General features: G+C 58.1%; 13 protein-coding genes. All 13 read right to left on the bottom strand.

All coding sequences use genetic code 11. The features are described 5' to 3' along the window. Positions 1 to 84: 84 nt before the first annotated feature. The 13 genes from HMPREF2980_RS03875 to HMPREF2980_RS03815 all read right to left on the bottom strand — a co-directional run bounded on the left by HMPREF2980_RS03875 (position 85) and on the right by HMPREF2980_RS03815 (position 22662). On the bottom strand, positions 85 to 2448 hold the full coding sequence (locus HMPREF2980_RS03875) for a DUF7825 domain-containing protein (RefSeq protein ID WP_070690246.1): 2364 nt from the start codon (positions 2446 to 2448) through the stop codon (positions 85 to 87). Further along, on the bottom strand, positions 2441 to 5341 hold the full coding sequence (locus HMPREF2980_RS03870; RefSeq protein WP_070690244.1) for an endonuclease: 2901 nt from the start codon (positions 5339 to 5341) through the stop codon (positions 2441 to 2443). Before HMPREF2980_RS03870 ends, HMPREF2980_RS03875 begins: the two co-directional genes overlap by 8 nt. A 59-nt stretch (positions 5342 to 5400) precedes the next feature. After that, positions 5401 to 8172 carry a DUF6493 family protein gene (locus HMPREF2980_RS03865; protein ID WP_070690242.1) on the bottom strand — a complete coding sequence of 924 codons (2772 nt, stop codon included), beginning with the start codon at positions 8170 to 8172 and terminating at the stop codon, positions 5401 to 5403. Positions 8173 to 8241: 69 nt separating this feature from the next. Beyond that, positions 8242 to 9651 (bottom strand): SWIM zinc finger family protein, encoded by a 1410-nt coding sequence (locus HMPREF2980_RS03860; protein WP_070690240.1) that lies wholly within the window; start codon positions 9649 to 9651, stop codon positions 8242 to 8244. 169 nt (positions 9652 to 9820) lie between these two features. Further along, the gene (gene secG, locus HMPREF2980_RS03855; RefSeq protein WP_049334137.1) at positions 9821 to 10078 is read right to left on the bottom strand and encodes a preprotein translocase subunit SecG; all 258 of its coding nucleotides are present in this window, start codon (positions 10076 to 10078) and stop codon (positions 9821 to 9823) included. A gap of 108 nt (positions 10079 to 10186) precedes the next feature. Next, on the bottom strand, positions 10187 to 10651 hold the full coding sequence (locus HMPREF2980_RS03850; RefSeq protein WP_049342829.1) for a hypothetical protein: 465 nt from the start codon (positions 10649 to 10651) through the stop codon (positions 10187 to 10189). Positions 10652 to 10922: 271 nt separating this feature from the next. Continuing rightward, the gene (gene tpiA / locus HMPREF2980_RS03845; protein WP_005509126.1) at positions 10923 to 11699 is read right to left on the bottom strand and encodes a triose-phosphate isomerase; all 777 of its coding nucleotides are present in this window, start codon (positions 11697 to 11699) and stop codon (positions 10923 to 10925) included. 244 nt (positions 11700 to 11943) lie between these two features. Next, positions 11944 to 12501, bottom strand: coding sequence for a hypothetical protein (locus HMPREF2980_RS03840; RefSeq protein ID WP_070690237.1), 558 nt, complete (start codon positions 12499 to 12501; stop codon positions 11944 to 11946). 64 nt (positions 12502 to 12565) lie between these two features. Beyond that, the gene (locus HMPREF2980_RS03835; RefSeq protein ID WP_070690236.1) at positions 12566 to 13444 is read right to left on the bottom strand and encodes a DUF6318 family protein; all 879 of its coding nucleotides are present in this window, start codon (positions 13442 to 13444) and stop codon (positions 12566 to 12568) included. Between the two features lie 2 nt (positions 13445 to 13446). Beyond that, a complete protein-coding gene (locus HMPREF2980_RS03830) occupies positions 13447 to 14046 on the bottom strand; it encodes a DUF6318 family protein (protein WP_070690234.1) in 600 nt (199 codons plus the stop codon). Between the two features lie 12 nt (positions 14047 to 14058). After that, on the bottom strand, positions 14059 to 20922 hold the full coding sequence (locus HMPREF2980_RS03825; RefSeq protein WP_246823672.1) for a DUF6531 domain-containing protein: 6864 nt from the start codon (positions 20920 to 20922) through the stop codon (positions 14059 to 14061). Between the two features lie 281 nt (positions 20923 to 21203). Further along, entirely contained in the window at positions 21204 to 21992 is a 789-nt protein-coding gene (locus tag HMPREF2980_RS03820; protein WP_246823671.1) for a DUF6318 family protein, read from the bottom strand. Positions 21993 to 22071: 79 nt separating this feature from the next. Then, positions 22072 to 22662 (bottom strand): DUF6318 family protein, encoded by a 591-nt coding sequence (locus tag HMPREF2980_RS03815; protein ID WP_070690230.1) that lies wholly within the window; start codon positions 22660 to 22662, stop codon positions 22072 to 22074. Positions 22663 to 22727: the final 65 nt, after the last annotated feature.

Below are 22727 nucleotides of genomic sequence, written 5' to 3'. Positions count from 1 at the left end.
CCGAAGCATGCTCGGGGGTTTCTACCCGCCGGTGAGGCTCTAGCTAAGGGGCAAGTAGCCTCACCGGCAGGTAGGTTTTTCGGGCTAGGACTCGCCCAATAGCGCAAGCGCGGCTTCGCGGGCGGCAAGCGCCTCCTCCGTCACGCGCGGGATTACCGCAGCCAGGGCACGCAGGCTCTTCGCCAGCACTGTAGAGCCCTTCATCTTCGGCTCCAGGACGGCGGGAATCTCAACCGGCGTACCGTACAGCTCGGCAAGCTCAACGGCAAGCTTCACAAGGGACGCACCCTGACCCACCTGCGGAGCCAACGGAAGAATCCAGCGCACCGTCTGGAAGACAGACCACCCCGCCAAGGGACTCAACGAAGCGGCATCGTTCAACGTCTGCACCAGACGATTCGCCCCGAACCAGCCGTGCTCCAGGAGGTACCCGAGCTCACTGGCGAAAAGGTGCGCATCCCAGTTGCCGCGGTCAATGAGGGAGGCAATCGTCTCCGCCGTCAACGCGCGACGCTCCGGGGCGTACACTACAGAAGCCCACGCCAGGAAGTTATACGACGGCACACCCAGAGCACGCTCCGCCGCACCTAGCGCCTGCAGAACCTCCTCAAAACCGTGAAGACGAGAGAACTGATACACGCTCAGCAACGGCTTATACTGCGCCGCCAGAAGGTCCGGGTTGTGGCGCATCGCCCAGGCGTACCAGCCACATACCAGGGCGACAGACGGCACCTCGGCATGTTCCAGGGAACGCCCCGGATACTCCACACAGGCACCAGCCACCGTGTATGCCGCCGCCGTGAACGTACTCCGCTCCGTGGCTAGCTCCTCCCCCGGCACCTGCCACAGCTCATAGGTGGAATCATTCACCTCATACTCGCCGTGCAGAACCTTCGGAAACGCCTCACGGTACGACTTGAAACGAATCACCGTGCGCTCAAAAGAACGCTCCACCGCAGGCAGCGGCTCAGCCAGCAGAGGCGCAAAGCCCTGCCCAGCCGCACCCTCGCTACTATAGGGCTGATCCCCGAACGCAACACGAAGCTGCTCGTGGAATAGTGCCGTGGGCGAACGGTACGCCCAATATTCGCTACCCTTGCGCGGGTACCCCTTGAAGTGAAAATCAGCACCCTGAAAACGACCCGTGTGTTCGGTGAGTGCTGCCTGCGGGTCAGGGTCTGCGGCGTGCACATGCTGAATCAGCAGACGGTACGCCAGATACCGCAATTGGTCGCAAACGTCATGCCAGGTACGGCTCAGGTAACGACGCAGATGCTTCTGAAAAGCGGGACTGAACTCAATGACTCGCCCCTCCTGATGCGCCCGGTGCAGGTAGCTCAGCAACGCCGGGATGCGGCGGACAGACTGCTCCCTCTCGTTGAGGTGGTAGAGGGCGAACAGCAGCTCTTCGCAGTCCCGGTCGTTGCGAATAGCATCCCGGGTAGCTTCGGAGGCGCGCCCCGCCTGCGGCGCCGCGTTGAGGGCGGCGTTCACCTCCGAGGCTGAGAGCCCCATGGCAGGGACATCCGGGATCTGCACACTACAGGGCCGCTGATCTGTTGCAGGCTGAGTGGGAACAGGCTGAGTCGAGCTCGGCTGAATCAAACTAGGCTGTGCAGACGCAGTGTCAGGGCACAGCTTCTGCGCGCGATCGCGCAGCTCCAGAGGAAGAACCTCCACAGCATCCTGCGCGTAAGCAGACACCTCCCCGGCACGTTCCGGTACCGCCCGGACACTCAACTCAAGCACCTTCAAACCGGCAGTCATCAGCTTCTTCTCACGCCGGAACAGCAGCTGCGCGGCGGCAGGTAGAGCCTCCGCCACCAGGGTTTGAAGCTCACCAGCAGTTAGCGGCAGCAGACCGGCAGGAGCAGAACCGCCAGACGGCGCGCAGACCTGCAGAACACTCTGCAGCATCTGCGCACCCACAGCAGCCGTGGTCGCCACCGGCGAAGCCAACAACGCCGGAATCAGCGCACCGTGCTGAGCATAGGATTGCGCCTGACCCACCAAAGCCTGCTTACGTTCAGCACCGCGCAGCCCCTTCGGAACTGCCGTCAGAGCCTCAAAGGCACGCGAGAAAACGCGGGCGTTCTGCGGCGCATAATCACGTAGCAACGCCTGAACGCACTCCTGCTCAATCCGGGCTCGATACTGCGGAAAATGCTCCGCCAAATACACCAGCAAATCATGACCGCAAATAGTCAGCTGCGCATCATAAATAAACCAGAGTGCTAGACCATTCGAGGGCATGGCGCCCTCCACGGTAAACAGCGCCCAGATTTTTTCCCAGTGTTCCGGATGCTCCCTGAAAAACTCGGCAATCACCTCATCATCCATAGAGCGCATGGAACGACCCGGCACAATGCGCCACAGGAACTCCTGCAGGTATTCAGCGCTCCACGCAGGCGCCGCAGGATGCACGCTTTCAGGCACAGTATTAGGCACCGTTCTCCCCCAGTAGCGCGAGCGCTGCCTCGCGGGCGGCAAGCGCCTCCTCCGTCTTGCGGGCAGGCATGGCAGCCAGGGCGCGCAGTGCTTTCGCCAGCACCGTGGAGCCCTTCATTTTCGGCTCCAGCTCGGCGGGAATCTCAACCGGCGTGCCGTACAGTTCGGCAAGCTCAACCGCCAGGCGCACATAGTCTCCGCCCTTCGTCAGCTCACCGACCATCGGCAACAGCAGGCGCAGAACCTGCAGCACACGCCAACCCGCCAGAACACCGATACCCGACACCTCACGCAGGGTCGCCACCAGGCGGTTCGCAAGGACCATCCCGTCCTCCAGAGCCCACTTTAGGGTCTCTGCGAAGGTTCCTGTATCCAGCAGGCCCGCCTCAAAGAGTGCCGCAATGGCCTCTGCCGCCGCCAGACGGTACTCAGGATTCTTCGCGCTCGCCACATAGCCGAGCAGGGTGCAGGTCGGGGCGCCCACCTGCACGGTGGATTCCCTCAACGCACGCAGAAGCGGCAATACGGGGGTCGCATTTTTATAGTCGAGTGCGGCCCTCCCCGCGAACAGGAAGTATGCCGAGAGCAGGTCCGGGTTGTTCTGAAGCAGCCAGGACGCCCATTCGGTGAGTGCCGGGAGGAAATCACCCAGCCAGCTGTCGACCCTGTCGAGATTCAGCAAATATACGAAGGGAATGAACGCGGTGTTAAGAGCTTCGTAGGCGATGGCATCCTCAGGGCTCAGACCAGCGGTTGCGTGGCTCAGTGCCTCGCGCGCCTCATCCACGGTATCCGCGATGTCGCCCTTAACCTGCCACATGGGCTGGTACTCCACGAACTCCTCGGCGTCAAAGTTTTCAAAACCTGCCTCGCGAAGACGACCTTCCTGGCTGGCTTGCCGGTATTCCTCAATTCGATCAAAATCGAGACCGCGGTTGTAGCCACTCCAGGGGATGTCCAGGCTGGAGACCATGCGGTACGTCCACTCCTCCGGAGCGAGGGGGCGGGGCGGTAGAGGTTCCGTAAGCAGACGAACGGTACGTCCGTCCGTGCGGTACTCTCCCCCGGCGGCGACGGCACGCATCTGCTCGCGGAAGATCTCATAGAGATCACGGTAACCCTTCAACGGCTTGTAGTCAGCATTCCAGAGATGGTGTTTATTCTGAATAGTCAGACGTATCATCTCTTCCTTGCTCAGGAGCGCGTTACCCGGGTGAGCTCGTGCAACCATCTCACTACGGTCGGAATACTGCAGGAGCGGCGTCAGCTCGGGTAGCTCCCAGGACTCGTATCCTGCGGCCTCGGCGTTAGCTTTCAATACTGCGCGGAGAACAGGCATGTACGCGACGTTGTTGTAGTAATATTCGCTGGCGATCTTGCGCAGGGTACGAAGCTGCTGCTGATCCGCCGGCGCCAGCTTGTCGGTCGCGGCAAAGTGGTAGAGACGTGCCAGGTTCTCTCCTCGGGTGCTGGGAGATTCGTCCCCGGTAATTCGACCCGAGGTGGTGTTCGACTCTTCCGTCAGCAGGGTGCAGAACTCTTCCAAATTTGCGATGGATGCGACGGGTTCTCGGTGCTCAACGCCGGGCAATAGCACCGGTGGCACCTCTACGGAGGCGCCCGCCGCCTCCGCCTCTTCGGCCTGCGGCAGGCGGTCTTCGGGTAGGCAGGCTTCAGCGGCACCGCGCAACTCCAGGGGCAGCACCTCGTAGGCTTCAAGAACACGGTCAGCAACATAGTTGGCGAGCGCCAGCTGCTCGGCGGTTTGCGCCTTCTTACGCTTGGCTTTACTCAAACCAGCGTATTGAGTGGCGATGAGCTTAAGCAGGCGCAGGGCGCCGCGCTGAATCTTCTTTTCGGTGCGGTAGAGGTTCGCGCCGAGTGCGTCGATGAGCTGTTCCAGGTCGACCTGTTCGAGGGGCTGCAGGTCGGGGGTCTTCTGCAGGGCGGCGGGTGCGCAGGCTTTGAGGACGTTCTGCAGCATGGTCTGGGCGAATCCGACGGAGGCGCTGGGTTCCGCGGTGAGGACAGCCATGAGCTGCCCGAGGCGTGCCCGGTTTTCTGCGTCGGTGGGCTGCAGGTCGGTGTAGACGGAGTGGAACGCAGCCGAGTTGAAGGCACTGAAATCGCTGGTCAGGCCGCGTAGCAGGGCGTCCAGGATTTCGTCGCGAATGTCGAAGTATTCGCCCATGAGGCGGCAGAGTTCCGCGCTTTCACCCATGTAGTTGCCGTAGCCCTTGAAGAGCACCCCTTCGGTGCGGAAGACCGCCCAGAACTCCTGGTCGAGCAGGGTCATGTCACGGGTGAAGAAGGTTTTGAGCTGGGCGTGATTACTGGCGCTGCCCTTCTTCACGCAGGGCAGGGCTTCGTGCAGGAAAAGGACCAGGTATTCGGGGGCATCGCAGCTCAGGTTTCGGGCGCGAAGCAGACGATAGCAAGTTTCCCAAATTTTCTTCGAACGCGCCCAAGAGTTCGGGAGGCCCTCAATAAAACGCAGAATCCACTCCTCGGGGCGTTCGGTGGCCCCGAGCAGGAACGCGTCAATCAGCTGCTGATCCGGGCGCCCCTCCCAGAGCAGGGTGCGCATGGCGCGGCCGGCGGAACGGTGGTATTCCCACGGGTCACCGTCGGGGGTGCGCACGAGCGCCCCGGCAACGTATGCGGCGAGCGGGGTGCGGTTAATGTGGTCGCTACCGATGACGCTCTTGGGGGTGAGGGTTCGGGCGAGGGAGGCGCGTTCCTCCTCGGTGGCGCCGGTGATGACGGCGTGGTATTCCTGCACGTCAGTTGATTCTGCCGCCATGAGGGCTTTGAGGGCGGCGCGGCGCTCTTCGAGGGTGCGCTCACCTGCGCTGTGCTCGTTAGGGTTGTGCGGCTGGGCGGTATCAGTCATTGGTACCTGCTTTCGGAGTTGATGGTGAATGGTTGTGACAAGTTAGAGGGGCGGGGCGGTTAGCCCTGCACCTGGTTGAGGATATTCCGGGCGTACCGCGCCTTCTGCGAAGAACCGGTCAGCGTACCCAACCAGGCACGCAGCGGCTCATCCACCAGCTGCGCACGGGTGGCAGGGTCGAGAGTCGCCAACGCCTGGCTGAAGGCGCCCAGCAGCTTACCGAGCGAGTTCGCCCCGGTATCCAGGTGCGGTATGAGGCGCGCGAAGAAGCGCACCGCCGCCCGCGCATCCAGCTGGGCGAAGTCGGTGAGGGCGAGCGCCCAACGGTTCAGCATCGCCAGCGGCACAAAGTTCACGAACCCTGCCGTGGCGTCCTCAAGGCTGAGCTGGTCGTCCAGCACGCGGTGCATGATTTCCACGGCGAGGGAACGAATCTCGACGCGCTGCTCCGAGAAGCCCGCAGCGAACACGAAGGCGCATGCGGGGCCCCACACGCCGGGGTGCGCCGCCAACGCCAAATACAGGCTCCGGTCAAAGGCGCTGTGGTCCAAGATGTACCAGTTGCTACTAGCGCAGTAGAAAGCCAGCGGTTCTGCCCGCGAGGGGTAGAGCAGGGCGTACTGTCCTTCTTCGTCGTGGTGGGCGGTGGCGAGTCCGCGGAAAGCGTTCAGCTCGGGGGTGGAAGCACCGTGCGCCACTCCGTTCAGCTGAAGGCCCCAGCTTTTTTCCCGCCGGGCTACCGTGATGGATTCCAGGTAGGGGTTGACGCGCCCGGTGGCGAGGGTGCCGTCGAGTGCGGAGCGGAGCACACGAATCTGGGTAGGAGCAGAGCGCGGAGCGTCCTCCTGAGCGTTCTTCACGTATTGCTCTTCGAGGCTTTCAAGCAGGGTCAGCGCCTCAGCGCGGCGGTGCTCAGCATCCTGTCGCCGCTCGTCGGTAGCGTATGGAGGCAGCACCTCCGGCACGCGCACACGCAGTAGCGCCGCCGTGAAATCCTGGCGCAGGATGGGGGCTCCATCAGCCAGGTTCTTGGCGTACCGGCGCACCAGGGTATCCGGATGCACCCACCCGCCGAACAGCTCAGGGGTGGCGAGCGGGGTGTAGCTCTGCCTGCTCTGCAGCACGCCGAGGGCGTCCTTGAAGCCGGTGCTGAAGAACGCGGCGTGGCGGGAGTACATGTAGTGCAGGTTCGGCACCGTACCGGGGTCTTCTTTCGGGGTCATCTCCGACGCCTTCGCGCGCTCACGCAGCTTCCCGGCGGCGGCAAGAACCGTCAAGTGCGCGCGCATGTCGAACCATGTCAAACCCCAGTGGTTCAGCTTTTTCAGGCAGATAGGAACCAGCTGTTCGAGCAGTTTGGGGCTCTGCGCGATGCCGTCGGCGCTGAGCAGGTAGGCGGTGAGCAGTTCCAGCTCCAGCTCGCATCCGGCGTGCGTTTCGGGAAGTTCCGCTTCATTGAGCGTATCGGGGGTAGCGCTGGGCGCGACCTGATGGTGCAGGAGCGCGCGGGCGCGTTCTTGCACGTCGGATGCGGTCACGGGGCGCACGGGGGTGTCCCAGTACCGGTGGATTGCGGTGCGGGAGGCGGCGAGCGCCTCCGCGGCGGCGGCCTCAATGTCAGCAGCTTCAGTGAGGGCGGTGCTGTCCTCGCCGCTCCCCCGGCTATTCTCCGGGCTGTACCCGTCTTCGAGGAGCGGCGAGCCCTTTTCCTGAATCTGCGCCACAACCAGCGGATCGAGCTGGGGTCGGTAGTCGCGGTAGAGTTCGCGGGCACGCTCGGCGAACACGACAGCGTCGGCGCTCGCGTTGTCTGCGGCGCCCGCCTGCACCCATTCTTCGAGGTGGTTGAGGGCGGCGGCTTGAACCTGCGCGTGGGTGTGGCTGAGCGCCATGACTACAGCGTCTTCGCAGGCGGCAGCGTCGAGGGTGCCCGCCCGGTACAGCGCTTGGAGCATGGTCAGGATTTTGAGCGCGTTTGCTTTGGTTCCGGCGCATACGGCGGGTGCCGCGTAGGCGAATGCGGTAGCATCCAGCGCCTGCGGGTTTTTGGTCCAGAGGCGGTGAATATGCTGCACGCCGAGGGTCACACTCGGGCCGATGGGCGAGGAGAAAAGCGTCAGAAATTCGCTCTGACGTACCGCAATTTCTTCGGCGGTGAGTTTGAGCCCGGTGACCAGGCGTGAGAACCAGCCGACCCGGTACGCCGGGAAGTCGCTCATGAGGGAGCTCAGGAGCGCGTCAATCAGGCGGTCACGGCTAATCAGCCCGGTTTCGGAGGCTTCGATGAGGGCGCAGGACCAGCCGGGGTTGTTCTCCTTCTGCCCGGGCTTGTAGGAGTCGCGCTGGGTGAGGGATACGTTCCGGTTACCTTCGACGGCGAGCATGCCCCAGATAAGTTCTTCACGGAGCTGTTCGTCCTCGCGCAGTAGCGGGAGGATCAGCTCGCGGTCGCAGTTGATGAGGGCGGTGTAGTAGTCCTCGTCGTGCTCAAGGTGCGCGCCGTCGTAGAGTTCGGCAAGTCGCATGGCAACGCCTCCGGTGAACCAGCCGAACTCTGCGTAGGCTTTGACGCGGTCCTGCGTGACGGTTCCGGGCTTATTTTTGCCGACCTCGGAGCCGAACGGGGTGCTGATAATGTCAAAGTACTGCCAGCGGCGGTAAATCTGCTCGAGGGTACCGCCGACCGCCAGAATGTTGGCGAGGTTGCGGTTGAAGTGCATGATTCCGCTCCAGGTTTTCTGTTGCCTGCGGAGCGGGTGGATGACTTCACCGGGGAGCGGCTCGGTGATGACCCCTTCGGGGAAGGTGTGCGGTTCGGGGCGTGCGTTCATGATGGTCTTTCGGAAGGAAGCTGAGGGGAGCTTTTGGGGCGTCGTCTTTTAGTGCGGTGCGTGGTGTGTCTAACTAGCGGCGTGTTCGCGGTAGAGAATACTGACCGCCAGCGCGTGCTTGCAGGGGCCGCGCGTACCGCGGTACTTCAACCACCAGGGGCAGGAGCAGAGGTACCCCTCCACGGCGTACGGGTCGGCGGGTAGCACCACGGTGTACGTGTTCTCACCGCTGCGCACACTGTACTCACCGGTGCCGTGCTCCCCCTCACCGACCCGCTCAATAGCGCCGGAATCGGCAAGCTTTTTCGCGCCGACCAGGCGCGGGTGCATGGCGGTCAGCGCCTCGGGATGCACGGGTAGCGGGCGGTGGAAATACTCGCCAGCGTGCGCGTCAAAACCAACCTGGCCGGAGGAAGCCAGCAGGGCGAGGGCGTCGCGGGTTGCCGCCTCGTCCAGGCCTGCGCGGGCAGACATGACGGGCACGTCAATGCGCGGCTCGAAGGAGAGCAGCACGCTGAGCATGTCAGCGTTCTGGGCGGTGTTCGGGTTAGACAGCGCCTGCAGCACGGATCCCTCACCGGAGAACCCGCGTGACTTTTCGGGGCTCAAACCAATGCTCAGGCGTGCGCCGGGCAGGTGCGCCACCCACACGCTGGGCACGGGCGCGTTACCGGCGGTCACGGGCTCACTGTATGCGTCCAGGCGCTGAATGTGGCGGATGAGCGGCTCAAGCACGCGCAGACGCTCGGGGCCCGCTATGCATACGGATCCGGCGGTGGCGCGGGTGGCAAGGCGCAGGGAACGCACCGCGCGGGTCGCCCACAGGACCGCCTTGGTGCTGGAGTTACGCGGCAGGGAGTGGATGAAGGTTCGGGCGGCGGCAGCGTCCAGGCTGTGCACCGGGCTCATGCGGGATGAGAGCATCTGCGTTTCTGCAAAGCCTTTGAGCCAGCGGATGGGCAGCGGCACTTTTTCTTCCATGACGGAGCCGTCAAGGGTGGTGGTGAGCAGCCCGTCGTCGCCGACGTTCAGGTGGATGGGCTCCCCTGCTCTGAGGGAGGCAAGCGCGGCACGCAGGGGCGGGTTGACGTCTACGTTGGTGACGCCTACGGCGCTGTGGCTTGCGTCGAGTGCGCTGGAGTCAACGTCGAGGCGCGCGTACACTCCGCAGCAGGCGCTGAAGGATTCGAAGCGTAGGCCTTCGGCGGTGCTGGTGACGACGGGGTCTGCGGCGCGTAGGGCTCCGGCGAGGGAGCTGGGCGGCACGTAGAAGCGGGTGCGGGCGACCCTGGCGACGACCAGTAGTGCGGTGGCGTAGACGTCTGCTCGTTCGAGGAACCCGGAGAAGAAGTACGGGTGAGCGGCGGCACCTTCGGGGGTGCTACCGCCGCTGGTGGCGAGGCTGAGCGCGCGGGAGTCGGCGCCGTCGATGAGGGCTGACGGGGCGGTGTACGTGTAGTCGAGGGTGTAGACGCTCATGGCTTCTTTGCCTTTCGTATGTGGTGTATACGTCCTATCATGCCGTAAAGATTCGCACCCCGCTACCGCTTTCGTCATTGCCGTTTGGTGCATAAAAAATCCCCGACATTCTCGGTTGAGAAGTGCCGGGGAGAAGCTCTATCCGTTCACCCGTGAAGGTGGGTTCAGGCTAGACGACGATCTGGCCGTTGAAGCGCAGGGCCAGGCCGTACAGGACCACTGCGATAACCCAGATGACGATTACGGTCACGGTCAGGCGAATCAGGTTCTTCGACGCCATACCGGAGGAGTTCAGGGAGTTGGTCATACCGCCACCGAACATGTCGGAGAGGCCGCCGCCCTGACCGCGGTTGAGCAGCACGAGCAGCACTGCAATCACGCTGGTGATGGCAATAATGACCATGAGTACGTTCATGATGACGTCCATGGGGACCTTCCTGTAGTCATTCTTCGGGCGGGGTCTGCGGCTTTCGCATTGCAGACAGACGGTTTAACTATACGCTACCGTCGCCGTCCGGTCACGTTGATTAGGTTTTTAGGCGGCGCGGTTAGTGCGGCGCTGGTACTCGCTGGGGGTCAGCTGCAGGGCCGCGGGCCGGTCGGTGAGCACGCGCTGGGCGGTGAGCTCATCGCCTTCAGTGTCGTAGGCGCGCACGTACCCGCCGTCGATGAGGTAGTAGGTGAATTGTTGCGCGGCCGCCCAGTAGGCGCCTCCTCCGGCGTAGAAGCCCTGGTCTACCCAGTCGCGCAGGGTGAGGGTCACGGGAATTTCGGGAGAGGAGGTGCGGCTGTAGAGCCAATCAAGGAATTCGTCTCGGCGGCTCTCGAAGTACTGGTATTCGGGCGAGGGCTCCCTGTACTCTTCGCCGCCCGCGTAGCCGAGGTTGCCGCCGTCATTGCCGGGCAGGCGCGGGGCGCTGACCCTGCGGTTGCGGATGTAGAGGAAGAGCATCGTGCCGATGAGGCCTGCGATGATGAGGGAGAATCCGAAGCTGAACATGCCGTTAAGTGTACGGGGCGAACCGTGCGGCGGGCACGTTCCGGATGGGTTTTGCGCCGAGGGGCGAACACCCCCGGCATCTTGCCCGCCGGCCGCGCATAGCCGGTTAGTGGGACTCCCCTGAGCGCAACTCCCCGCCACTTTGCTACCGAAGCTTACAGACTTACGGAGACGCACCCGTAAAGAAGCGCGGTTAAAAGGCGCGGCGCCCGGTCGGGTGGGTACCCGCCGGGCGCTGTAACGCTATGAGACGCTGTGGTGCGTCGGGGTTTTATGCGTCGAAGCGTGCGATTGCTGCGAATTCGTCAGCCTGCAGGGATGCGCCGCCGACGAGCACGCCGTCCACATCTTCCTTGCCCATGATGGAGGGTGCGGAGGAGGACTTGACGGAGCCGCCGTAGAGAACGCGGACCTTCTCTGCAACGTCTGCGGAGTAGAGCTTAGCGATTTCTGCGCGGATTGCTGCGGACATTTCCTGTGCGTCGTCTGCGGTTGCGACCTTGCCGGTGCCGATTGCCCAGACGGGCTCGTATGCGATGACGAGGGTTTCTGCCTGCTCTGCGGTCAGACCTGCGATGGAGCCGCGCAGCTGCTCGAGGGTGTACTCGACGTGGGTGCCTGCTTCACGGATTTCGAGGGGCTCACCGACGCAGAGGACGGGGGTCAGGCCGTGCTTGTATGCTGCCTGGACCTTTGCTGCGCACAGCTCGTCGCTTTCGTGGTGGTAGGTGCGGCGCTCAGAGTGGCCGACGAGCACGAAGGTTGCGCCGAGCTTGGAGAGGAATGCGCCGGAGATTTCGCCGGTGTATGCGCCGGAGTCGTGGACGGAGAGGTCCTGGCCGCCGTAGAGGATGTCCAGCTTATCGCCCTCGACGAGGGTCTGCACGGAGCGGATGTCGGTGAAGGGCGGGAAGACGGCTACTTCGGTTGCGGAGAAGTTGAAGTTTGCGTCGTCGAGGGTCCATGCGAGCTTCTGGACGAGGGTGACTGCCTCTGCGTGGTTGAGGTTCATCTTCCAGTTGCCTGCGATGAGGGGCTTACGCGACATAGTTCGCTCCTTAGCTTTCCCGCGCGGTATACCGGGCGGGGTTGTTGTTCGGAATTTTCCTTTTCTATTTTAGAGGGTTGGCGGCATATTTTCACTGGTTCGGCGTGGTTTTATGCTTTGCGTTGACTATTCTCACCCCGCGCTCGCTGATCGTGTGGAACCCCGGATACGAAGTACCGGCAGGGTGGAGCTTAGGGGGCTCTACCCTGCCGGTATTCTGCCGGTGGTGTTTGTCTACGGTGTGTTAGTACCTGCCGCCGTTGAGAGCGGACAGCAGAAAAGAAAAGGTAATGGCGATAATGATTGCTTCGAGTGCCATCACTCGTGCGCATAAGCCGAGGGACTGTGCCCAGGGCATCTTACGGGTGGCGATTGCTTCGGTAATCCAGGTGACGAGTGCACAGTATGCGAAGGCGATACACACCCAGATAATGATGCTCGCAATAATCAGCAGGGGCGCGTTAGGCCCTGTCGTGTACGTCAGGTATAGCGACATTAGAGGTATCCCGCCGATAGACACTCCAAGGGGAACCGCAACCAGGAGGCAGATAAGCGAGTAGAGGCCCATGCGCTTAGGCTCTGCGGGCGTGGGTGCTACCGCCTCGGCGGGAGCTGCGGATGCGGTGCTTGCTAGAGCCGGGTCATGCTCGGGGCTTTGGAGGGCGGTTGCGGTAGGTACTGCAGTAGCTTCTACCGTGGTGCTTTCTGTGGCATTGTTCTGCGCAGTATTCTCCGGCAAGGGGCTGCCCTGCATGGTGCTAGCCTGCGCGGGCGCGCTGGGGTTCTGGGGTGACTGTTCCATATGTCTCCTAGGGTGGTTGGTGTGGTTATCGGTGATGTCGTGCGGTTACCGGGAAGGTGGGTTCTTATACCTCTAGCCCTTCGAGGGAGAATCCCGGAGGGTACAGCGGCGTGGCATCTTTATCGTCTTCCACCAGCACCCAGCGGCCGCGCAGGTGCTCCGCACAGAGGAAAGCGTACTCTTCCTCACCGGTCTTCAAGAACTTATCGATGGGTAACTTCTCCCCCGTTTGGGGCACGTAGAAGACAGCCTCATCGCGAATACGTCGCCTTGCCTGATATTCGCTGATATTACGGCTGTTCTTTTGGCGTCTACCGATACCGGGAATCGTGACCTGTACGCGGTACACGTCCTGATTAGCAATAAGCCAGCCGCGGTTTTCCCGGTACAGCCGAAGAAGCTCAGGAGAAATGATCTCTTCGGGGTTGATCACTTCAGAGAGCGGCTTGGTATCTCCGGTGTAGTAGAAATAGTTCAGGGCGGCATAAAAGTACGCCTGAAAAATATAGAAACCACCGCGGTTATACTCATTCATTCCCGGCTGCAGAACGGGGTACGGCACATTCTGAGCGGCGCGCTCTTCGGTAGCAGGCACGTACCTGCCGTTGCGCTCGTAGGCGGTGTAGACAAGCAGACCAGTTGAATCACCCTGTTTGGCAAGCCCATCAAACTTCTCAGTCGGCTCAAGGGAAGCCAGTACCTTATCCCGCTTGAAAAGGCGCGCTTCGTGCTTTTCCTCATTGGTGGCGAGGATACCGGTCTGTCGACCGACGATGAGAGCGCCGAGGGTGCCCACGCCTGCTATTGCGAGGGCACGACGAGAAAAACGGGGCTTTCGCGACTCTTGCTGGTGAGCAAGTAGCTGACCAGAAGATACCGGATGAGCTTCCTGGGAGGAGTTCTGCTGGATGCTCGTCTCCTGTTCCTTACGTTGGGGTCCCATGGTTATACCTCCTTTTCGGGGATGAAGTGAATATCCCATCCGGGATCGAGGAAACGCGAGCGCAGGGTACCGTAGATTGCTCCGTCGCGAAGGAGTCCGCGCGTGTCGAATTCGGTGATGGGCTGTAGCTGCCCGGTGTCTTTCCGGAAGACTTTTGCTTCGGGAAGGATGTCGAATTTGACGTTCCAGTCGAAGATTTTTTGTTCTTCGTTGTGGATGCGCGGTTGTGCTTCGAGAATGTGCATGGTCAAGATTTGTTGGTTGGGGGTGATGACCCACCCTTTTCCGTCGTCAAAGATATCTTGGATGGCGGGGAAGAATAGTTCTTCGGCGGTCATTGCATATTCGAGGCGGCGCGAATCGGATGCCAAAAGCATATAGTTTTGGCATTGATAATAGTAGCTATTATAGAATTTCAAATCAGCGGACGTTAGAAATTTAGTAAACGTGTAGGTGTAGTCTGGCGGCGGCGCAGAATATGCAGGGTGCTGCTGGTCTGCTGGGGTATAAATTCCAATCATGTCAGTATCGACAAGATGGTATGCTCCCCTATAGTCCTCTTGGTTGAAGAATTTTTTAGTCCACTCCGGGTCGACAGTCATTTCTTCTCCTTTCTAACGTCGAAGGCTTTCTCTCAATGCACGACCGTAAGGGCTACTCTTTGAGGTATTCCTACCGGTATACATACCGGTTCCTTCTTCTACACCTTGGGTTTCTTGTTGTGCGCCGTATGCCTGTGCATCGATATCGACACCTTCATCATCACCGTAGCCGCTACCAACGTACCGCTGGGTAGCATCGACGTAAATATTCATACCGTGAGAATCCATGCCTCCACTAGCTTTATCGCTCTCAACGACATGTACACGATTAGCAGGCTCACCGTATTGCTTTCCAGGTGTTAGACCAGGAACCACGTCATTCTCATTCACAACAGCCACGTAGTTAAAGTGATGGTCAAGGTCATCTCGTTGTCCCTCAAGATTACTGGTCGGCGCACCATAAGTTACAACATTAGACACCTTATATTTACTATTAAACTCCTTATTATTAGCAAGCGAATACGCTACTGCCCCACCCTGAGAGTGGCCAACCATCACGACTCGGTCTACACCTTGCAAACGAGCTCGATCCATTGCTGCCTCAACCATACGGTGATAGGGCGACAAATCATCAACGGATTTATCAGAGGTGTTACCAGCCAGACCAAGATTATTTCCGATGGACCCAAGCTCACCATCTTTCATCGAAAAATCAAAATCAGTGCCGGGAATATATACGTATGCCACCTTCTCTTTTGATCCATCTGATTTTTTCCCCTCATATACATCAATCTGAATGGAGGAATAACCAGCATTTCCTTGAGATTTCTCCATATCTTTAACATGCTGATTGTCATTAACTGAATTCATGCGTTGCGCCACTTCGTTAATCTTTCGCGGAGGCACGGGAGGAATATCCCCACTATATCCATGCTGTCGTTGAACATTTAGGTCCTCAATTTTTGGCTTAACATTATCCATATACTCTTCATATTCAAACGGTGAATATGAAGTATAGTAACTTGCGGCCAAGATAAGCATGAATGGAGAATTTTTTAACTCATTAACAAAAATAGAGGTAAGATAATTTTTCTTCTCTGTTTCTCGAACCTGATAGTCCCTAAAATCCCTCACCGACATCGGGCGCAAACCCCACGGGTCTACCAGAGACATAGGATTCCAGCCCACAAACGAATTTACGTCCGCACCGTGCACGATACCCGGCACCGAGCTCAAAGCGTCAGTGGACACGAAACGGCGCACGCCAGCATCAGCCACACGGAAACCCATGAAATCAAGACCAGCAATATTGACAGAAGAAGCCGCCGGACCAGCACTAACCACGCCAAGACCAGGAACAGTAGGAACAGCAGCTACATCGCTTTCCCACGGGTTAGAAGACATAGACCAGCCCAAGCCATAGCCCAGTTCCTCTTCAGAAGAGATATTCTCCAGCACAGAACCTGCACTCATCCCGCCCGCGCCCAGCACCATAGGTACGGATGAGACAGCATCCCATACCAAAGGCATAGACGAACCGGGGGCATCCACCGTGGTGCTAGTATGCACGGAGGCAAGCTCACCAGTCATGTCATGGTGCAATGACCATTCTTCACCATCCTGGCGAATAGCGTTCACCTGCCCCATGTTGCCCCACCCAAGGGTACGCTCACGATGCTGTCCAGTCAGCTCATCCGTAGTCACCTCACGGACGCGCTCACCGGCAGCGTTATAGAAATACTCAGTTCGAGAACGATTCTGGACAGTACCATCGGCACCATACTGCACCTCAGAAACAGCGCTGAGAAGGCCAATTGAATTGTGGCTGAAGGCGCGTTCCAGCAGCAGGGCGTTATCTCCCTGCTCACAATTGCGCTTATACAATGCCTCGGCGACCATCATGCCGTTTTCGTAGGTCCAAGTTCGTTCCTGAATACCATCAGATACAGAGATAAGAGCACCAGAAGCATCATAACGATACTTCATAGTGCGCGCCTCAGAGTTATTTTCTGCATCTTCAAGAGTGCAGACAGCAACCCGAGAAGAAGTATCACGTTCCACATGAGCAGCAAACGTACTGACAGGTGCAGTCCCAGTTCCCAACTCACGGGTACCGGTACGCTCTACCTTGTAGCCCACGGGAACATTCTTAACAGGATTGAGTTTCCACACGGCGCGAGTGTCTTCTGTACTCATCGAGGTCAAAGCACCACATGAAGCATGGGTAAATTCCATCTCCCTGGTGCGAGCAAAAACGTCCTTAGACTGAGTATGGCGCACTCGACCCGCACCATCACGCATCCAGCGCACTGAGCCGTACGGGTTGCTACTCATTACCAGAACACCATCTGCATCGTAGGTATAGTTCAGCGTATATTCACCACGCTGCTTAAACGCTTGCAAGGCATGGAGAGTACGCTGGTTCACGTCTGGGGCGCGAAGAATACCCGTGATGTGATCAGCAATAGACACCGTACTTGAGATGCGCATCATGTTCATATCACCATGGGGTACGCGAGTACGGCTCAGCAACCTGCCAGATGCAGAGTACTCATAAATGTGCTCTGCCTTTGCATCATTTACCGAAATCTTCAACATGCCCTGCTGAGAGCCACGTCCATTCATCAAGGAATATTCAAAAGTTCCCTGGAGTTCACCATTAACAGTGACCGAACGGAGCACACCACCGCGAGCATAGTCGTACTCAAACGAACGGATACGTTCACCGTCATTCACCGTAAGAAGACGCCCTGCAGCATCGTAAGAGAAAGTACGTACGAGAGAGTCTGCCGCATTTTCAACCGTAAAACTTGTACCCGAACGTTCTTCACGCAGAAGACGTCCTGCCGCATCCCATCCGTAGCTCGTTACGATACCCGCAGGCGTAATCCAGCGCAGAGGACGCGCAAGGGCATCATACTCACAGCGGGAGGTGCCGCCCAAAGCGTCATCAACGCTAACAAGGCGACCTGCCGCATCGTATGAGAAAGAACGAGTACCTTCAACGCTATCTTCAATACGTGCAATAAGTCCACGTGAAGTGTAGCTGTAACAGGTGACCTTCTCCCCCATATCTTCTTTAATGCGTCGACCAGTAGCGTCGTAGGTGTACTGCACAAGACGCAACGAGGCAGTTGAAGCATCTGCAGAATCCCGAATGGTCTTCTCCAACAAACGACCTGCGAGATCGTAAGTAAAGATAGTCTCCAGGTAACCCTCATCAGCATCGAGCTCGCTCGTTTTCTTGAGGGTTTTCTGGCTGGTACAACGGCCCGCCGCGTCATATTCAAAGAAAGTCTCTCGACCAGCTGCACTGATGCTACGACTCATACGTCCCTGAGCATCGTACTCGAAGCTAATTGCCCCGCCAACGGCAGAGCTAATCTGAGCAATCTGACCGTGAGTGTTATATCCAGCCTGCGCAGAGCTATCAGAGGAAGAATTGAGAAGGGCGGAGGCATCCGGAATGTTCAACTTAGGAATGGGCACCCCAAAGAGAGCCGCCATATCCTGGCGGTTCTCAAACATCGTCATAACAGACGGAAGATGAGCAGCAATAAGGGCGCTATCGCCTCGCGATACGTTATCGCGGGAACCCAAAATAGTGGGAACACGAAGTTCCGGCTGCACCAAGCTCCACGACGCCCAAGGACCCGCAGGACGCTCAGAAGGCTGCTTACCTACTGAAGCAAGCCCTGCAAGAGAAGAATCAGAGTGCAAAGACCCAGCGGGACCCAGGCCCGGCACCATACTCATCAGAGAATTTGATGCAGACACAACTCGTCCCAGGGCGTCGGTTACAACGGCGTAGTTACCGGGCGCGCCCTCAACTCGCACTGAATACTCACCGTGAGAGCGCGAGTGGGTGATGCTCAAAGCTACACCAGTAGCGTCCACCATGCGACTCAGGTCGCCAGTTAGAGAATATTCGTACTCAGTACGAGCCCCACAGGGGTCAATGATAGCGACGAGCTGCGAAAGTTCGTCGTATTCATAATGGGTCTTGGCTCCTGCGGCATCAGTCATGGAGATAACGTTGCCCCAGGTGTCGCGTTCGACGCTGGTTCGGTTACCCATAGGGTCAATCACAGCGCTTAGGTGACCAGCTGAGTATTCAAAAGTAGTGACGTTACCTTCAGGGTCGGTCAGCGCTGTCAAGAGCTGCTCGGAGGTCGGCGTAGCGTTCTGAGCTGCTTCTGCATAAGACAAACCCCAACGAGCACCCATCGCGTCGACCACCGTGCTGAGTCGCCCACTCGCATCCCACTCAAAATACTGGGTATTGCCGAGAGGATTAGTTACTGAGCTCAGGTTACCAGCAGCATCATACGAATACTGCGTTTGCGCACCACTAGAGTCCGTGGAGCTCAGAAGCTGCCCACGGTTATTGTAGGTAAAGTGCTGCTTGAATCCTGATTCATCAGCGACGGCGGTGCAATGGCCGGCGTTGTCCCATTCAAGATAAGTTGTATTGCCTCCGTTACGGGTAATAGTCAGGGGATTAGGGTCCAGCGGGTTCTGGGAGTAGGTATAGCGCGTTTCGGTGAGGGTGCCTGCACGCCGATTCTTATTCATAATTCGGTGGGCAATCATACGGTCGTACTCATCCCACGTATAACGGTGGACTGCACCTTCCGGAGTATTTTCCGAGACAAGGCGAGCGCGTTCATCGTAGCTACGATGAGTCACAGATCCGTCACGCTCGCAGATATAGGTGCGGTAACCGTAGGAGTTGTATCGCATGGACTGGCGGCTTCCGTCACCAGCCACAAGGGAAACAAGCTGACCGTGTTCGTTTGAGCGCCAAATATTAGCGTGCTCACCGGTTCCGGAATCTTCAATCACGGTCATTAGACCATGCTCATAGCGGTAGCTAATATTTCGACCGTGCTCAGTTTTCTGAGCTACGATGCGGCCGTCAGCGTCATAGCTATTCTCGACCTCGCAATATCCCGTTTCATTCCAGACACGGTGGATGAGGTTACCCTCCGTCTGTTCATAACGGCGGGTACCATCAGGTCGCTGAACTTCACAAAGTACGCCAGCAGAATTGTAGATATAGCGCACATCGCTCAGCTGGCTTTCAACCTGTCCTGATGAATGTTCTTCAAAGGAGCCTTCATTGAAGTTGACAAGAGATGCAGCAGATACAAAATCCTGTGCGTCATAGCTGAAAATAATGCCCTGCGCGCTAAGGGGCTGAATCAAAGCACTCGGTCGCTGCGCTACGAACTCCTCATCGTCATTAGCCTTCGGGCCACGGCTGTACAGAGCAACTACAGCTGAGCTGGGGTGCCCCTCCATGAAAGCAACCAATTCGCCTGAAGGAGCATAGAAATAACGGCTACCAGAATGGTTAGTAACAGACCAGTAGTAGGTGGGTTCAGACGATTCCGTTACTTCAAAGGATGACGGCAGTAGACGATGGGCGGACTTGACCGCTTTATTCACAGCCGAGTATAGGGCACGACAAAGTGCCTCTTGTCCTTCGGTATCTTCTTCGAAGGGCGCAGAGACTGAGTTCACATTATGTGTAGGTGCCGCGTCTAGAGCCGACTCGGATACCTTCTCCAACCAGTAAGGAGCATTGGGAGTCCGGGCATACCCGCTAGCCGAGTTTGTATCACGTTCAAAGACGAGTTCACGACCGTCAGCAGTGTGCCATGAGATGCTGTCGGAGTTTTGCTCAAGTCGGCTGTCCAGCACGCTTGACCAACCCTTACCAAAAGCACCGTGAGGGGTATTCGGGAGGGCAGCGAGAACACTGTTGTAGGTGCGCTCAAGACGCAACACAGGGTTTACATGAGAGCGAAGGTCAACTTCACTTTCAATGAAGTTACCGGTTGCAACGTTGACGGGGTCATTTGCGTAGCCGGATGAGATATTTACACCAGTAATGCTCATGCCAGGAACCTGCAGTAGGTGATGCATAGGAATATCATCATGCATCAGCTCATTCAGAAGGTTCATGTCGAGGCTAATTTGAGCCCTTGCCCCAGGCCCTGAAAGATCGGCATGGCACTCTACCGATGCATTAGTGAGATTGCCATTAGTTGCAGCATCAAGCATCACCTGAGCAACTTTCCCTAGCCAGGTCGCATCTTCATGCACATCTTCAATCCAGGTATGCAATGCTGCAATCAAAGAACCAGCGTCGAAAGTTCCCCAAGAAGTATTGGACCGGAACTGCGAATAAGCAGAGGAAACATAATGCTGTACCTGGCTAATTTCAGCATTCAGGGAGAAAGTAATCTGACCGTGCTGGTAGGCATTGTGCGGCACGATAGAAACCGTAGACCCACCAGAAGCAAGCGCAATCTGGGTATTCAGATGCTGAGTACCCTGTGCAGAAGAGTTTGCCTCGGCAAACTGTCCGAGAGCACTTTGAGAAACTCCTGAAGAAACTGAGCTGCCCTGAGCACCGGTGAAGGGGTCAGCTACAGGGCGGGGCGTGTAGACCTCAAAATGCGGGGGTCGGGAAGGCATAGGACGAGGGGGAACCTCAAGATTGAGGTCAGGGTTATCAACGCTATACGCACCTTGATTCCGAAGGTCATACTCAAGCTTCTCAAGATCACGAGCTCTTTGCTTACGTTCGTTGAGCTTCTCCCATTCAGTAATCTCTCGGCGAATACGCTCTTCCTCGCGGGCAGCTTTAATATAAGTCTCCATATTACGAGCTGCGTTGCTAAAGCATTCCTTAAACTCTCGCAACAGCGCAAATGACGAAGCAAGCTTTGCTCTATACACTCGTGCATAGCCACCGGTGAACCCCTCCAGAGCGAGCTGAGCGGCACCACAAGTACCATCGGCGCCATAGCGGGCAGGGAGCTGATGCTCAATTACCTGAGTTAGATGCGTCAAATGCGTTTTGAGAGCCTCAGCGCTCTCAAAGTCAAAAGGAACAGCTTCAGTATTAGCGTGGACGTTACCCATATATTTACTTCCGGAAGTTGATGTGACAGTGAACGAGCTTCCTCGCCCACATTCGTTGCATGTGTGTTCCCTCTCGGTGACAGTGAGAATCACACACCCTTCAAGGTAACACACGCACGTTCTGCACACGAACTCAGCAGGACGGATTCCGCCTCCCTTGCTTCCACCTCCCATAGCCAGCCGCGAAGCATCCACCTCAAAAGTCCAGCAAGAAACCCCCGCCAGCACAGTACCGAAAGTGCTGCCCGGCGGGGGTTCCGAAAGAAGCCACATAGAGAAAGCTATAGCTGCCCGAATCCTTGCGGGTAGATCGGCTCGTAGGTGTTGCGGTTGCTGTAGCCGTCGCGGTCAACCACAATCACCCACTGCCCACGCAGATGCTCCACAGCCAGCGAGAAACGCCCCAGATACTTCAAATATTTGCGGATATCCTGCTTCTCACCCGTCTCTTTAACGTAAAACGCAAGGTCCTTAGCCTTAGTCGTGTACAGGGTACTCACCAGGATTTTTCGGCTCGTATTTTTAACCTTTTCACCCGCGATAAGATCATCAGCAATATTGGCGCTCAGCACATTCTTATCAGCCGAAATAACCCACCCTCGCTTCTCCCTGTACAGGCGAAGAATTTCGGGGTGCAGCACCTTTTCCGGGTCCGTGACCTTAGAAAGAGGCTCAGTATCGCCCGTGTGGTAGAAGTAATTCATCGACGCGAAGTAGTACGCCAAGAACGCGTACAGGCCAGCGCGGTCGTAGTTATCCATTCCGGGCTGTTGAATAGGGTACGGCACGTTCTGCGCCGCCTGCGTCTCGGTGGCAGGAATGAAACGGCCCTTACGCTCAAACGCCGTATAGACGAGCGGCCCGGAGGAGGGCCCCAAGCTGCGGAGCTCATCGTACTTCTCCGTGGGTTCCAGGCGCACAAATTCCTGGTCACGCTTCTTATCGGCCTGGGACTCCGAGCCCATCTCATTGAACAGTTTAGTACCCCAGCCAAAACCTATCGCGACGAGGGCGGCACCTGCGAACACGCCAGCTCGTATAAACTTGGCGCGAGTGATCACAGACCTCATGAGTGCTCGTTGCTCGTTGTATCCGGGCCCGCCGTATCCGGGCCCGCCAAAGTTATTCGTCATGTTGCTCTCCCCTCCCCTAGCTCAAACTATTTTCTGGAATGAATTGGACGGGCCTCCACTCATTCGTGAATTGTGTGCGTAGAGTCCCGTGTATTGCGCCGTCACGGATCAGGCCGCGCGTATCAAAATCGGTGATGGGGTACACCTGGTTCGTGTCTTTGCGGTACACCCGAACTTCGGGAAGGATATCGAACCGCACGTTCCATTCCACAATTTTTAGCGTCTCGTCGATGAGGCGCGGCTGCCCCTCCAGCAGGTTCATGGTCAGAATCTGGGGGTTAGGGGTAATGACCCAACCTTTACCTTCTTCGTAGAGGTCCTGAATGGCGGGGAAGAACATTTCTTCGCTGATATTGTCCATCCTCAGAACTGCCGGTTCCGAGGCGAGAATCATGTAGTTTTGGCAGGCGTAGTAGTAGCCCAGGTAGGGGCGCAGGTTCCTCGCCGCATAGTGCCTCGGTCTGTACCTCACGCCCGGGGCGGGTGCCGAGTAGGCGGGGTGGTCCCGGTTTGCGGGCGTGTAGGGCCCAATCACGCCATCGGCAACGTACGGGTATGTTCCCGTGTAGTCTTTTTCGTCAAAGAGCGCTTGAGTGTCTATGGGCATTCTTTCCCTCCCTGGATTCAATGTTCACTAGTTGCCGTTTTCACGAGCTGCCGAGATGGTTCTGG

It is taken from the genome of Rothia sp. HMSC076D04 (assembly GCF_001814645.1).
Lineage (GTDB): Bacteria > Actinomycetota > Actinomycetes > Actinomycetales > Micrococcaceae > Rothia > Rothia mucilaginosa.
Note: the sequence above shows the minus strand (reverse complement) of the source record. Positions and strands in the feature narration are given on the sequence as shown.

Excerpts from the sequence above, each read along its gene's own strand:
- secG (WP_049334137.1), bottom strand. The coding sequence starts at position 10,078 with ATGGACGTCATCATGAACGTACTCATGGTCATTATTGCCATCACCAGC.
- HMPREF2980_RS03815 (WP_070690230.1), bottom strand. The coding sequence starts at position 22,662 with ATGCCCATAGACACTCAAGCGCTCTTTGACGAAAAAGACTACACGGGA.
- HMPREF2980_RS03840 (WP_070690237.1), bottom strand. The coding sequence starts at position 12,501 with ATGGAACAGTCACCCCAGAACCCCAGCGCGCCCGCGCAGGCTAGCACC.
- HMPREF2980_RS03820 (WP_246823671.1), bottom strand. The coding sequence starts at position 21,992 with ATGAGGTCTGTGATCACTCGCGCCAAGTTTATACGAGCTGGCGTGTTC.
- HMPREF2980_RS03835 (WP_070690236.1), bottom strand. The coding sequence starts at position 13,444 with ATGGGACCCCAACGTAAGGAACAGGAGACGAGCATCCAGCAGAACTCC.
- tpiA (WP_005509126.1), bottom strand. The coding sequence starts at position 11,699 with ATGTCGCGTAAGCCCCTCATCGCAGGCAACTGGAAGATGAACCTCAAC.
- HMPREF2980_RS03865 (WP_070690242.1), bottom strand. The coding sequence starts at position 8,172 with ATGAACGCACGCCCCGAACCGCACACCTTCCCCGAAGGGGTCATCACC.
- HMPREF2980_RS03825 (WP_246823672.1), bottom strand. The coding sequence starts at position 20,922 with ATGGGTAACGTCCACGCTAATACTGAAGCTGTTCCTTTTGACTTTGAG.
- HMPREF2980_RS03870 (WP_070690244.1), bottom strand. The coding sequence starts at position 5,341 with ATGACTGATACCGCCCAGCCGCACAACCCTAACGAGCACAGCGCAGGT.
- HMPREF2980_RS03850 (WP_049342829.1), bottom strand. The coding sequence starts at position 10,651 with ATGTTCAGCTTCGGATTCTCCCTCATCATCGCAGGCCTCATCGGCACG.
- HMPREF2980_RS03830 (WP_070690234.1), bottom strand. The coding sequence starts at position 14,046 with ATGACTGTCGACCCGGAGTGGACTAAAAAATTCTTCAACCAAGAGGAC.
- HMPREF2980_RS03860 (WP_070690240.1), bottom strand. The coding sequence starts at position 9,651 with ATGAGCGTCTACACCCTCGACTACACGTACACCGCCCCGTCAGCCCTC.